A 15,632-nucleotide genomic window follows, 5' to 3' on the forward strand; every position below is an offset into this window, starting at 1 on the left:
TGTGATTATGTGTTCTTTATAGTACTTTCCAAAAATCTTATACAGGTTTAATTGTTAGAATAAGCACATGAGAATCCGACACACTTGCATCAATAACTTCGAATTCTTGCGTGTTGGCAAACAATACTTCCAATTCATCACCCGGATTTGATGATATATTATTATTTGCATTTGAATTTCTTAGCCTTTCCATACCCCCATATATATCTAAAGCTTTAGAGCCTTGAGGATTCACAATTTTATAGAAAACATTTCTAACATTAATCGCTGCCAAATTACTATTTGGTGTAGTACTAAATAATTTGGGCGGAGTAAATCTTTGACCAACAATAGGTATGTCTGGATTTATTCCAACTAACTCAGTTTGTACCCTTCCTCCTCTATAGAGTGTTTCATTACCAGGATATTCACACTCGTTGAGTTTTCCGGACAATTTCTCAGCAAATTTAACTACTTTAGGACCAACCTCTTGTGCAGTGCTTTTCCCTGATAAATACTTATTCATCTCTGCACCCAAATTTGTTCCTTTATAATTGCCGTTTAAATCTCCTTTATAAGCGCATACTGCATCAACTAGTTCCAAATCGGTCTTTGCTTCATTCCAACTTCGTATAACATTATTATTTCTTGCAATATTTACATTTACTAACTGATCACCATTAATTCCAACACCGTTATTAATATACTGTTGCTCAGGTATATTAACATCTGTACTCGGTCCAGATTGATTATGTGGTACCCCCACTTCTACATTATGGTCTACCACAACAGGAGCCTCATCCGGATATTCAGTAAATGATAGTTCAAAATCATCCGGTGTGTTATCAGTAAATATTGGCTCATGCCTTATTTCCCCGGGACGATTAGGTTGATTTAATAAATCATCTATCGATATTCCTTCAATTTCTTTTTCTATTCTAGCCAATATTTCTTTGTCTCCTGACTCTGAATAGATGCTTTCATCATCTGAAAAATCAAGGGAATCTTCAGCAGCATTACCTTTTGAAACATTATTTATATCTTCAGGAACATTGTTATATACTGGTGTATCATCTACCGATTCCTGCACTCTCATCCCATTGTTAGTTTCAGAATGACCGCCTCCAGAGTACTCTCCTTGTTCTACGTTTGTTCCATTAATATTTGCATTTTCAGGCGCATTGTTATGTACTGGTTCATGTGCTAGTTCTGACGCGGGTGCTGAAGCTGGTACACCACCATTATTATTTGGATGACTTGTTATTGCCCCCCTTCTAGTAGGGAAAGATGATGTCGATGCTTGTTCTTGTCCTGTTGATGCTACTCTTACTGCATTACTCCTTCCAATCTCAGCTGCCGGACGACTCTTAAATGGATTGAAAATAAAACGCGTTTTAAAATAGTTTACTTGTATAACTTCATCTCTTATCACCTCTCTGTTACTAGGTGCACCATTATTGGAAGATTCGTGATTTACAGAAGCATTTTCATGTATTGATCCGTTTACTTCCTGTTGTGAAACTACTTGCGGCCCACTTTGTGCCCCCGGAGATTCCACAGGTTTTACTTTTATATGCAAAATACCATTCTCGACATTAGCGCTTATTATTTCATAGTCTTGTCCGGCATGAAATAATACCTCGCTTTCACCTCCCAGTTTGCTTTTTGATGAAATATTCAACGCCTTACTACCCTCTGGGGCTTCAATTGTAATAAACAAATCTCCATCAAGAGCTCCCTCTTTGGATGTTGAAGTACTCGTATAACCTTCTTGCTTATATGTTTTACCAACCAATTGCTGAACATCAAAATTTTCAAGAGTGTATTGCTTTTTCAATGGATCATAAGGAATAAGCTCACCCAATTCATCAAGATGAGAACCTCTATATAACTCCATACTGTTTTTTTGAGGATCATTTATCTTAAGATAAGCATTATCTAACGTATCATCCAAATATTTTATGACCTTCTTTTCATAATCAGACAAATCGCTTTCCTTTACTTTTCCTCTTTTATAACCATTATATTTTTGATCTCTACCTCCTGTATAAGATCTTACTGCTGCTTGATGGTTCTCTGATACATTATCAAGTGAAGTAACAGGCTCATTAACTTTACTAATATCACCTTCAGGGAATTCATAGCTTGACTCTTCCGATATAACATTTATAGCATCCTGACTTTTTTGTCCTAAATTGTGGTCCTGCCACATTTCGTCGGAATCAAGATTTATAACTTGTTGATCATCATCTACGACCCACGAATCAGAAAGATTTTGTGCTTCATCCTCTACAAATTTCGCATTATTACTTGAAACACTTTGAGAATTATCATAGGTAATATCGGAATAATTGCTAGTACTTGCCTCGCTCTGAATATCATAATTATTCTCATCAAAATATTTGTCCGATCCCTGATTATCGTAAACGTCTATGCCACCTTCACGTATCGGATCATTGTTACTAAGCTTAGTATTATTGAAAGGTTCTTGATTGCTAGTAGCGTTTTCATGTATCGATCCGTTTACTTCCTGTTGAGAAACTACCTGCGGTCTGTTTTGTGGTATTAAATCATTATTGCCTTCGCCGTATGCCGGAAGATTTTGCATACCATGAATATCATCATATTCCCTTGGAGGATTGTAATCTTCAAATCTGGGAATCGCATTATTCCCATTATCCCCCTCTACTCCTAACCCATGTATGTTTTCATCTATTAAATCATTTGATATATCGCTCGGGGTTGAATTTGGTTTTGCATTATAACCTTCATCCCAGAACTCTGTATTTACCGGTACGTTCTCTCCAACTTTTGATTCCGTATCAATAAATCGATATCTATTGTCTCCGAATGCAGGTTGCCTATTTGCTTCACGAATAATTTCATGATAAGTATTAGGATCGGGTCCTTCTCCAAGCCCATCATTCATTGATATATCGCTCTGAGTTTTATTAGGTTCCGCGTTATAACCTTGTTCCCATAAATTATTAATTAGTTCTACGTTGTCAGCAATCTGCTTTGGAGTTGCCACCCTACCTTTATAATATGCAACAGGTTCTACTTCTTGCGCGCCTGGCAATTCAAAATCAGATATATAATCTGAGGTATCTCCACTAGAGGCTTCACTTTGCACTTCCGGTCTGCTTTGTGGTATTACAACATCATTCTCTTCCCCTAAGACGGGGAGGCCCTCTGTACTATGAATATCATTGTACTTAGGCACATTGCTTTCCGGTGTCTCAACTTGTACACTTCCTTCTTCTATAGTAGTTTTATTTGGAGTAACTTCTTCAGATAATCTGGGTGATTCAGAAATCTCATCAGACAACACACGATTGCTATTTGCCGGCCTCACATTTCCAACAGGTTCATTGGCAGGTATCTCCGGTCTCGCATTTCCAACAGATTCATTGGCAGGTATCTCCGGCCTTGTGAGAGTAGCGTTCTCTGCAGTGCAGCTACTATTTGGTTTGCTCGGAGCGCTTTTGGGACCTCCTCCAACAGGAACCGCTGCACAAGCCATTCCTGTTAATCCTCCCATAAGTCCGCTTTCCATAAACTTTCCAAAGTTGAATTTTTCTCCATTCATTGCTTGACGAGATCCTTCAGCAGCCATTCCTCCTGCTTCTCCTGATATACCGGCTACAGTTAACTGCATTGCCCTTGAGCTCATTGCAGATCCGGCTGCTCCAGCAGCGCCTCCAAACATTGCTCCTCCTACAGCTCCTCCTATAGCTGACGACTTTACTTCTTTCCAATTAATTTTGCCGGTCTTCTCAAACTCTTTACTTGCAAGCTGTCCTGCAATATTAGCTACAGTACCTGTTGCCGCTCCTGCAGCCCCCATAGCTACTGCACCCGCCGCAACCAGCGCAGGGCCTGAAACAGGTAACGTTGCAACAACTGCAACAGCAGCTGCTGTTGTTGCTAATCCGACCACAATACCAGTACCTACTTCCGCTAAAAACTTACACGGATCTTCTGCTATCGCTTTACCTACTTTCTTAACCGTGTTAACAACTGCAGTACCAACAGTTTTAACCGTATTAGCAACTGCATTACCGGCTGTTTTAACTGCTGATACTACCGATTTAGCAGCTTTTTTTAACCAACCAAAAAGTAATCCGTTATTATCTACATACGTGATGGGGTCATTAATACAATACAGATAATGATTGACAGAATCAGGGATTGTCATGATACCCCTCACTCTATCCTCACCTGTAAATCTTCCGGATGTCGGATCGTAATCTCTCGCCTGAGCATAGTACTTTCCATCTTCCTCTTCTCTATATCCAGTGAATGCAAAAGGCTGGATAATATTTCCATGTTTTATGTACTTATGTCCATCCGGATTATTTCTGTAACGCTTTCCCGTCTGAGGATCAAGCCTGTTTCCAAAAACATCGTAAGCATAAGAACAGTATGCAGCACCGTCTGTACCGGTCAGATACATGGTACTTCCAAGTTCATCTGTTTGATAAAAGCTTCTGTTCTTTCCGTTTTCAATACTTACTACATCTTCATCATATGTGTATGTTATTACTTCGCCATCTCTAATCTCCATAATGAGATTATTGTGATCCATGGTGACATCTGTAACGTAGCGAACCTTCTCTCTGTCCGATTCCTTGGAAACTCGCATACCGGCATAATTGTACTCGTAGTTGATCTTTCGACTAAGCTCACTCTCAGGATCAATCACAGCATGCTCAATGAAGCCCTGCATATTAAAGTCGTAGATTTTTGATAGTATTTCGTTTTCATACTCCTCTATCAAATTACCTCTCTTATCATATGAATATCTTGTTGTATTTGTTTTGGCATCTCGTGAGTATTCAACTTTATTCACAAGACGGTCAAGAATGTCATAAGAATAGGTTGTTTTTATTCCGTTACTATTTTGCTCAACCCTATTTCCATAGGCATCATAAGAATAGCTATCTACAAGCACGCCATCTTTCTTACTCTCTGTAAGTCTGCCAAGCTCGTCATAGCTGTATGAGAAGATACCGCTGACTCCCGCAAGTCCTCTTCTGTCTCTCTTCACTTGCGTAGCGTTTCCCTTTTCATTGTAAATATATTCGTACTTATCAAGAACTCCATCCCTATCATTACTTACAAGTGACTTTATGAAGCCTCCCTGATAATACTCATACTCTGTACTTGTGTTGTTAGGGAATAGTTTCTGTCTAAGATTTCCCATCTCATCGTATTTGTATTTTATGCTCTGCTCTTTTCCATCCTTGCTCTTTTCCTTAAGCTCTGTAAGGTTTCCAAAAGCATCGTATAAATAATCCACTCTCTTTCCGTCGGGATAAACTATTGCCGTCTTTTCATCCCTTGCGCCGTACTCATATTCAACAACCTCACCTCTGGGATTGGTAACTTTTACAGTTCTTCCCAGAACATCGCTATCAATCTTTGTAAGTCCGATCTTTTCTTTTACTTCCATGAGTGTATTGAGAGCATCGTACTTATAAATGACCTCGCTACCGTCCATATAACGTATGCCTGTTATATTTCCGTTTCCATCTCTTGTATAGATTGTCTCATTACCGTCTCTGTCTATCTTTGTGCAGAGTTCTCCCATGTCATCATAGCTATAGAGAGTTTTCTGTGAAAGAGCATCTGTCTCACCTGTAAGATTACCTGCAAGATCGTGTTCAAATGTAGTCACACGTCCCTCTAAAGACTCACTATCCTTACCTGTTCTCTCAATCTTACACAGAAGGTCAAGCTCATTGTAGGAATATCTGATCTCATTTCCAAGGGCGTCTGTTATACTCTTTAACTTACCTGTTCCAGTATAGGTATAAAAAGTCTTTGTTCCACAGTCATCCTGCTCTATGATCCTACCCCTTGAGTCATAGTAATGCTTCATGACTCTACCATTAGAACCGGTTATCACGCTTATTCTTCCGGCCTTGTCGTACTCATAAGAAGCAGTAAAACCGTCAGCCAACTTTTCCTTCTTTATACGTCCGCAGGAATCATACTCATATGTTTTTACAGTGAGTTCTTTTGCATGTTCTTCGTTTTCTTTTCGAGTGACCTTAATAAGCCTGTCTTTGCTATAGTAATTCTTGGTTACTACACCGGCAGGGTCTGTAACTGTATCCTCTTTTCCGCTCTTGTTATAGGTATAAAAAGTTTTTCTCCCTATAGCATCTGTCTGCTTTACTACTCTTTGAAGGCTGTCATACTCATAGGAAGTCTTTCCACCCAAAGCATCTGTCTTACAGATCAGGTTTCCATTCTTGTCATAAGAATAAAGCGTTTTATTTCCTTCGGCATCAACCTCAGATATTACTCTGCCTCGCTTATCATAGGTGTATGTAGTCTTTGTCAGTATCTTTTTTTCACCGGATTCTATTCCTAAGCTAAGGATATTGCCTTCATTATCGTAGCTATATACAGTCTTTCTTCCCTCAGGATCTGTTGTCTTTATAAGATTCCCCAAAAGGTCATAGGAATAAAGCACCTCTCCTCCATTGGGAAGAATCATCTTCTCTTTATTCCACATATTGTTGTAAGAAAACTCTGTGATCCTATCTTCTTCATCCTTAAAGAAAGCTACTTTTCCTATTTCGTTATATCCCCACACTTTGGATGTTCCATCAGGGTTTATAACCTCAGTAAGAAGATCTGATTTAGTATATTTATATGAGGTTCTGTTACCAATAGGATCGATAACCTCTGTGATATTTCCGTTCTCATCAAAACAATATCCGGTCTCATTGCCTTCAGCATCTATAGTCTTATTTACTCTTCCCTGTTTATCGCAAAGGTAAAGGGTTTTAACTCCGTTTTTATCTGTTAAGGAGCTTATGTTTCCTTTCTCATCGTAAGTTATGCTGATCTCATTACCGTCAGCATCTTTAATCCTTACAACTTTTCCGTCTTCATAATTATATTTGGTCCTGTTACCAAGAGGATCGGTAATGCTATAAAGATTACCGTCAAAGTCGTAAGTGTATTTATATTTATTTCCTTCAGAGTCCTTCTTTGAAAGAAGTCTTCCCTGCGCATCATACGTATAACTCTCATTGAGCCCCTCGGGACCTACTATTTTTGTAAGATGACCTTTCTTATCATAGCTATATCGTGTGGTATGACCGTTCTTATCAGTGATAGAAGTCTTCTGACCACGCTCATTGTAAGTGAATCTTTCTTCGAAGAAATCTTTTTTATCGAAATCACCCTGCTTTGTGAAATTATCATTAAGGCCAGCATATCTTGTACCTATATGTCTTCCGAGTTCATCAGAAAGATACTCGACTTTTAGTCCGTTCTGCTCTGTTGCGGTAGTTATGCGCTTCTCATCGTCATAAGAATAAGACATCTCACCGCCATCAGGGAATGTCTGATGGATGACACGTCCGTTTTCATCGTATTCATTTTTGAGCGCAACAATACCGTCAGGACTTATTACACTCTGTATAAGACCTGCTTCATCATAGGTATATTTTCTTATGCCGTCGTTTGGATATGTTACATTCGTAAGGAAATAATCCTTCTGGTCATTTCCTTCTCTTGTCTCATATCCAAAGGTTACTTTCCTTCCTTCACTGTCGGTCACTCCGACAATTATACCGTCTTCATTGTAGGAAAGAGCCAGATATGATCCGTTACTTTCTTCGATTTTGACAGGATATGAATTATCATAAGTTATATGAGTTTTTTCACCGGTATGGTCACCTTCTGCCACAAGATAACCGTCAGCATCATACTCCTCATATTCTCCATAATCCTTTTCTATTCTGTAATAGCTGTTTTCTTTCTTGAGGATTCCTATTTCGCCATGAATTTCATAATAGGAGTTCTCAGTTTGCTCAATCTTTTTATAAAGACCTTCTTTTCCGTCAGGATATGTGATCTTTATATCTCCGTTCTCTTCTCGAAGTCTTGCATCTGCCTTACAGCTCCAACCGCGTCCCAAGAATCCTCTGAATTCACTTTTTGCATTATAGAATCTTCTGAAATCAAGTCCTCCAATCTCTATATCAACCCTGTCATTTATATAGTTTCCGCTGCTTAGGTTGACGGGATCGTATTTATAAACCTGACATCTGTCAATGTATCCCTGAAGGTATAATCTATAGCTTTGAAGATACTTAAGATACTCATCGAGCTGATCAGAATCCAGTTTCGTGGGATCTATCCACTTAAGTGAATCATTTCTTCCCACATATTTTGTTATATCGAAAGTGCCTTTCTGAAGCCCGTCCAAGATAGCCTTCATATTCGCAACTATCACATCAAGAAGCTCTTTGAACGCACTTCCTTCTATGTCATTACTATGTTCATTATGGAAATTAGTAAATTTATTCTTAAATCCCGGAACGAAACCGGCTGACTTATCTGTATTAACAAAAGCGTCTAATGCTGTATTAGTAGCACCAGGATTGGGGTTTGTGAAGCTTTTTCTTTTAATCTCATCACAATCTTTTACAAGCTTTTCAACCTCATCATGAATATCCGTCACTTTCGGATGCACAGCTTTAAATGTTGTATTATATCCGGCAAAGTCTGTAATAACTTTTCCTACATGATCAAGCTTTATTACAGCTTCTTCATTTTCTGACATATCGGCAATGAAATCCTCTAAAAGAGGCACATTACTTTCAAAGCCTTTGCCCGTCATCATACTTTGTAATTTTTGAATACAGTAAATAGAATTTTCTATAAGCGGAATCTGCTTTTCATTTATAAATGCCTTGGAAGCATCTGCTTCAGGTCCTGTATGTGTTCCGTCGTTGACATATTTAAGCAATGCAAAAATAAGTTCATCCGACATTTTAAGAAAATGATCATAGACCTTAAAGCAATCAGCAAAATATTCCCTTGTTTTTTTCTGATGCCATTCAATACTATCTCCGGAATTCCCCTTTATATTTCCCATCGATCGTATTCTCCTTCCTTTATGTAGTTAATTTTTATAAGCGTTAAGATATCAATGTTTCGCCACAGAAACATGAAATATAGACTAATGTTAAGAATTATATACACACTTTCGTTTTGAATCAATAACATATCTGATAATTCATTCTTTTTTCACATTATTTTAACAGCATAAACACTAAAAAAGGCAAGTAAAATCCCTACACTCAAATTCTAATCCTCAGACAAAATCTGACTATTCTAATATTTTTGGCAAACACGAGCAAAGCAATACATGTGCTATTAAAAAAATGAACGTTATACTTACGTAAAAATGTTACATAGCAGATTAAATATTGTATTATTTGTGTAAATACATTATTCTAATATCAGTTATAAAAGTATGTAAACGTTGGGGGATACAGAATGAGCACACACTATAATGCATTTATTTCATACAAGCACGCCGACCTGGACAATAAGGTCGCTGCTTATGTTGAAAAAAACCTTGAACATTTTCATATTCCAAGAAAAATCCGGAAGAAAACCGGAGTGAATAAAATCGAAAGAATCTTCCGAGATACTGACGAACTTCCGATCACAAGTGATCTGAGTTCTACCATTGAAGAAGCTCTTAACAACGCTGATTACCTGATTGTAATATGCTCTCACAACACCAGCAAATCCATGTGGGTCGAGCGTGAGATTAATTTCTTTTTACAAACTCATCCAAAAGAAAATATTCTGACAGTGCTTGCCGAAGGGGAACCTGCTGATGTAGTTCCGGATATCCTCAAGAATAAAGAAGTGACAAGGGTAAACGAAAACGGTGAGACTGAAGTCTTCACTGAGCCTGTTGAGCCCTTATCATGTGACTTTAGACTCCCCCGCCGTATCGCCAAAAACACAGAGATTCCAAGGCTTGCCGCTGCGCTCATAGGATGTGCCTACAACGAGCTTATGGATAGGCAACGTCAGTACAAGATGAAGAGACTTACAGCTATATTTGTAGGTATTCTTGCTTTGGCTATCAGTTTTGGCGCATATATGTTTAACAGTAAACAGCAAATCAGCAAAAGCTATCGTGAAGCCCTTATCAGCCAGTCCAAATATCTGGCAAACGAATCCGGTAAACTTCTTGATAATGAACAGCGAATTGACGCTCTTCATCTGGCTCTTGCTGCCCTTCCAAACGAGAAGACCCCTGACAGGCCTGTGACAGTGGAGGCTGTTCGCGCAATCACACAGGCAACTATGGCCTATACTCCAATCTATTCAGGCAACATGGCATCAGAGTGGGTTTATGAACTTCCAGACAGAGTAACTCAGATGCGTATGGATCCAAGTGATATGATCTTGGGCGCGATGGATGATTCCGGAAACGTCAAAGTATGGGATTGGCTAACCCACAAAGAACTTTATTCATATTCAGAAAATGAATGGTATAAAAAGGCAGAAAATATCGGTTTATATAAAGGTAATATAATAATCCTCGGGACCAGCACCGTTATATCAGCAAATCCCCGAAGCGGTGAAGTTAATTGGGATACCGGTCTTTTGGAAAACAGTATAGTTGGCGATCCCGGTATTTATATAACAGCAAACCAAAACTTTTTGATTGCTCTCAATTCCGGAAAATTCCTTGAAATATCCTCAAAAGACGGCTCTATCGTTAACACATACAGTATTCCAAAAGATATTGTTTCAGACATGTACTACCACTCATCAATAGATGACTTTGTTCTTTCACCTGGCGGAACAAAAATTGCCTTTCGTTATACATTAAAAAACGACCACCATCGTTTTGGTATATATGATATCCCTTCGGGCGAGGTTGTAATAGGTGAATCTGAGTATAACTCCATAAATGCTATGTCCTTTTCCAACAACGGAAATTTATGCTTAGCTTATTTAGAAGACTCAAGCCCTTTTAGTAAAGATTATCTGAATATGACCACAATAGTAGATACTCATCAGATAATCTGTTGCGTATCCCCCGAAGATATGTCAGTAAAATGGGAAAAAGAGTTTGTTTGTAACGAAATGCTCACAAATTCTGAATTTGTCAATCTTGAGGACGGCAATACAATTTCATACTATTCAGGAAACGCCGCAGCTGTATATAATGCTTCTTCAGGAGAAGTATTACACCATTATAATCTTAATTCCCCAATAGTGTATGGATTTGCACCTCATGATGCTGACATTCCCTGTTTTATTACAGAATCAGGATTATTTTCAAGCGTGGATCATGCAGACGAGGAACTTAAACTATTTAAATATTTCACTGATGATCTTTATAAGGTAATGGTCAATTGTGGCGTTTATGCCATCAAAAATGGTAGTAACAAAATAATATTTTACTATCCCGAAGTTCATGACGAAGAATGGGAAAGCTTTAAAGACGCTCCGCCATGCTATGAAAGCACAGATAGTAGTCAATTTTCTTCATATCTTGATGATGATGTTGCTGTGATATTGGATATACAGAAAAACAGAGCAGATATACAGTTCTATAATTCTTCTGATAAATCATATATCACAAGCTCAGAAATAGTTGATAAGAACATAAATTCTGATTCATTCAGCATTCTTGGAAAATATAAAGATGAACTAATAGTAAGGTGCAACAAAACTGATGAAAACTATGATTATCATGGTGTAACTCTTTACTACGTAAATTACAAAACAGGGAGCATAGCTTCTAAAGAGCTTGATGAAAACACAGTATCCATTCCAAATGCAATGTGTTATAGTAACGGCAAATTATTATATGCAGCTACGGATTCTTTCCTAAATAACTACATTGTTGTGTACGATATTGAAAAAGACACAGAGCAGAAATATATTCCGCCATATTCCCCCTCTGATGATCAAATCCTTTTTATTAAGAAGATCTTTTACTTTGAAGAACAGGGATATATGTATTACGCAGGTTATGATTCATACTTTAAAGGACTTAATGATAGCGAGTCGGATGATTTAGATCATATTTTAAATAACACATTCGAATACACTCCTGTGGACTATATTATTACCATTAACAGTGATGAACCTCAGTATATTCCGGTAACACATGATGAGTCATGGAATAAAACAGAATATGTTGTCACAAATGATTCCGGAACTCTTTTTGCAATGGCAGATGGCAATAATATTGCCATCCATAATAATAAAGGCGAAAAGCTAGCCGCTTTTTCAAACCGTAATTCACAGATAGAGGGCTTTGTTTTCTATAACGACCCCAACATAGGTAGAGAACTTCTGATCGTTTCATATTCAAGCGGAAAATTATATAGATATGACGCTAAAACAGGTGAGCTTTTATACAAGAACTCTTATTCTGATAAAGATGATACATACTTTTTTGAGGACGACCAGCCTTTATATAAGACTAAGTTCATCTTCGATAAAGAGCACTCTTGTATGTATATGCATAATTTAAAAATGACCAATATCTTTGATCTGGACACCTTTACAGAAATCGGATGCGTCAAACAGTCTCTTGGATATCATGCTCCAACAGATACATTTTTAGCACTTTCTCTTTCTGAAGATGACGGATATATATTAGGCTACTTTAATCACTACACTCTTAAAGATCTAATAAGAAAAGCAAAAGATATTTTGGGTGACCATGAATTATCGCAAGACCAAAAAGATGCTTATGGTATTAACTAATCGAATACTATTATAAAAAACAGGTCCCACCGCAGTGTGGGACCTGTTTTACTAAATCATTATTACTTTGCCTCTCCCTCCGGGAAGATAATCTTGTTAACAAAGAAGAATATTACCATGCTAACACCGCCGTTAAGGACTGTGGTTCCGATGTTGTAGACAAAGTCAGGCACAAACTGTCCTGCAACAGCAACCCAGGCGCAGTTAATGGAATTAACTATGCAGGTTATTACACAGAAGGCCAGGAAGTACCACATTGCCTGGTACCAGATATTGCCTTTACTTCTAAATACGAAGCTTCGCTGTATGGGGAAGTTCACGCACTCGCCGATCACCATGGCAACCATATATGCTGCGAAGTAGGCAAGGCCGCCTTGCGCTGTATCATATCCAATAATATTCCACTTAAAATCAACACCAAAAAGATTAACGGGAATGCCGGGCCAGCCAAAAGCTCTGTCTCCGAGTCCCTTGAATGCATAGGGAAGGAACTGAAGTATCAGATACTTAAAGACTGTGATGACGTTAGAGACAATAACAAACAGTCCGCCCTCTCTTATCCACTTTGCTGCTTTTGGGTGCTTGGTAGCATATTCATTCCAAAAGTTCATAATATTTCCTCCAAATCACTATACTTATATACCGGTTTATTCAGCTCTTTTAAGCATGCTCTCATAAGCACGGTTCTTTCTGCTGTTTCTGAAATATCCGCCGATTATCTTTCCAAGGCCCTTAAAGAAATGACCGTTTACGAGCTTAACTATTCCGTCTACCATCTCCATGCTGACAGCGCCCTGAGTCATCTTCGCCATTGCCCTGAAAGGCATGTTATAGATAAACATGATATTGAGATCGGGCTTTCCGCTCTCGTCGGCTTTTTTCTTCATGGCCGTTAGGCGTCTATATGCAAATCTTGCAAGTCCGCTCTTTGCATAATACATCTGGCAAATGGCGTCATTCTCACCGAGAAGTCCGCTCCACTTTCCGTCGGGAACTTTCGTCCCAAGGAGCTTTTCATACTCGGAATTATCAACAAGCTGTACATTTCCGGAATAGTAGGAAGGAAGGCTAAGCGGCTCGTAAGGATAATCCGTTGTCGTTCCGTCCACATAAAGTCCCGTCGAAAGCTTGATGTCTAGGCTGCTTGCGCCGACCATTACAGTGTAGTTGCCTTCTTCTATTTCCCACTTATCAGTCTTAACGTTAAAGTAACGGAATGTCTTATCGTCAAAAGAGATCCTGACTTCCTTACTCTCTCCTGCCTTTAAAAAGACTTTTGTAAAGCCCTTTAGCTCTTTTTTAGGTCTGAATACCTTGGCTCCCTTAAGAGAAACATAGAGCTGGCATACTTCTGCTCCGTCTCTGCTTCCGATATTCTTAAGGGTAAAAGAAGCTCCTTCTTTATCTGCTTTCATATTGCTGTACTCAAAGCTTGTGTATGAAAGTCCGAAACCGAAAGGATAAAGAACAGGTATGTTTGCCGTGTCATAATATCTGTAGCCCACATAGAGGCTTTCCTTATACTCGGAAGTTCTTTCGCGGCTCGGATAATAACGATAGCATGCCGTATCCTCAAGTCTTCTGGGAATAGTCTCAGAAAGCTTACCTGAAGGATTAACATCTCCCCTAAGTATATCAAGTACCGCACCTGCTCCGGCCTGACCGTTAAGGTAGCAGTGAAGAAGAGCCTTGAAATAATGGTGCCAAGGCATCTCGATCGCAGAGCCTGCGCTTATCACACCGATAAGATTCGGATTAACCTGACCGAGCTCCTGAAGAAGATTGATCTGGTTCTGAGGAATTCTCATGTGATTTCTGTCCATTCCCTCAGATTCGCTGTCTTCATTAAGTCCAAAGAAGAAAAGAACCACATCAGCCTTTGCTGCAAGATCAAGAGCTTCTTTCTTGGTTGCGGCATCCTCTTCTCCGTTTCTTGAATAACCTCTGCTCTTTCCTACAACCTTAAGGTTATAGTTATCTATCATTCCGACAACTGTCTCAATCTTTGTAGGATTAACAAGTGATGAGCCTGCTCCCTGATATCTCGGAACAAAAGCAAAATCACCGATAACCGCAACACTGGTTCCTTGCTTAAGAGGAAGGATAGAGCTCTCATTCTTAAGAAGAATGGCACTCTCTGCCGCCGCTCTTCTTGCAATGTTGTGATGAGCATTCTTGTCAAAATCATCGCTCTTTCCCTTGGCATTTTCATTAAGAGCAAGAACAACATCAAGGAGTTCATCAACTCTTTCATCGATGTCGTTCATCTTGATCTTGCCACACTTAACTGCCTCGATAAGCTCTCTGGCCGAGTCAAGTCCGGGATTAGGCATCTCAAGGTTGGAGCCTGCGGCAACACCGAGAGCATGATCGTTTGATGCGCCCCAGTCGGTGATAACGATTCCGTCAAAGCCCCATTCTTTTCTCAATATATCATTCAAAAGATGCTTATTCTCATTGGCGTAAGTTCCGTTGATCTCATTGTATGCTGACATGATGGTCTTGGCCTTACCCTCTTTTACCGCAATCTCAAATCCGGTGAGATAAATCTCTCTGAGGGTTCTCTCGTCGATAACAGAGTTCATCGCCATACGTCTAAGCTCTTGAGAATTGACCGCAAAGTGCTTAGGGCATGCATAAACGCCTTTTGACTGAATGCCCTTAACGTATGAAGCCGCCATTTTACCCGCAAGATAAGGATCCTCGGAAAAATACTCAAAGTTTCTTCCGCAAAGAGGACTTCTCTTGATGTTAAGACCGGGTCCCAAAAGCACGTTAACGCCTTCAGCCATTGCCTCTTCACCAAGCGTACTTCCTATTTCCTCACCAAGCTCCTCGTCCCAGCTTCCTGCGATAGTTGCAGCAGTCGGAAAACAAGTAGCGGGCAATGAAGCGTTAAGTCCGAGGTGGTCTCCTGCTCCTGCCTGCTTTCTTACGCCGTGAGGGCCGTCGGAGCAAAAGATTGAAGGAATGCCGAGTCTTTCAAAATCTCTTGACTGCCATTCTCCCTTTCCGCTAAGGAACGCTGCTTTTTCTTCTATTGTCATCTTCTCAATGATATCCTGATGTTTCATGGGTTTCCCCTCTCT

General features: G+C 39.2%; 4 protein-coding genes. 1 reads left to right on the forward strand and 3 read right to left on the reverse strand.

What is annotated here, in order from left to right:
• Nucleotides 1–37: 37 nt before the first annotated feature.
• Nucleotides 38–8,884, reverse strand: a complete 8,847-nt coding sequence (locus tag BM377_RS06845; protein ID WP_092245747.1) for an ADP-ribosyltransferase — start codon at nucleotides 8,882–8,884, stop codon at nucleotides 38–40.
• Between the two features lie 404 nt (nucleotides 8,885–9,288).
• Here BM377_RS06845 and BM377_RS06850 point away from each other — a divergent pair, with 404 nt between their 5' ends.
• A complete protein-coding gene (locus BM377_RS06850) occupies nucleotides 9,289–12,543 on the forward strand; it encodes a toll/interleukin-1 receptor domain-containing protein (protein ID WP_092245750.1) in 3,255 nt (1,084 codons plus the stop codon).
• A 62-nt stretch (nucleotides 12,544–12,605) separates the two neighbouring features.
• Here the strand turns inward: BM377_RS06850 and BM377_RS06855 are convergent, their stop codons facing one another.
• Together BM377_RS06855 and BM377_RS06860 are read right to left on the reverse strand one after the other, a co-directional pair.
• A complete protein-coding gene (locus tag BM377_RS06855) occupies nucleotides 12,606–13,154 on the reverse strand; it encodes a GtrA family protein (protein ID WP_092245753.1) in 549 nt (182 codons plus the stop codon).
• Between the two features lie 36 nt (nucleotides 13,155–13,190).
• A complete protein-coding gene (locus tag BM377_RS06860; RefSeq protein ID WP_092245756.1) occupies nucleotides 13,191–15,617 on the reverse strand; it encodes a glycoside hydrolase family 3 C-terminal domain-containing protein in 2,427 nt (808 codons plus the stop codon).
• Between the last annotated feature and the right edge of the window lie 15 nt (nucleotides 15,618–15,632).

This window comes from Butyrivibrio sp. INlla21, from assembly GCF_900116875.1.
GTDB lineage: Bacteria > Bacillota > Clostridia > Lachnospirales > Lachnospiraceae > Butyrivibrio.

Bases quoted from the DNA above. Each gene is read 5' to 3' on its own strand.
- BM377_RS06845 (WP_092245747.1), bottom strand. From the start codon at position 8,884: ATGGGAAATATAAAGGGGAATTCCGGAGATAGTATTGAATGGCATCAG.
- BM377_RS06850 (WP_092245750.1), top strand. From the start codon at position 9,289: ATGAGCACACACTATAATGCATTTATTTCATACAAGCACGCCGACCTG.
- BM377_RS06855 (WP_092245753.1), bottom strand. From the start codon at position 13,154: ATGAACTTTTGGAATGAATATGCTACCAAGCACCCAAAAGCAGCAAAG.
- BM377_RS06860 (WP_092245756.1), bottom strand. From the start codon at position 15,617: ATGAAACATCAGGATATCATTGAGAAGATGACAATAGAAGAAAAAGCA.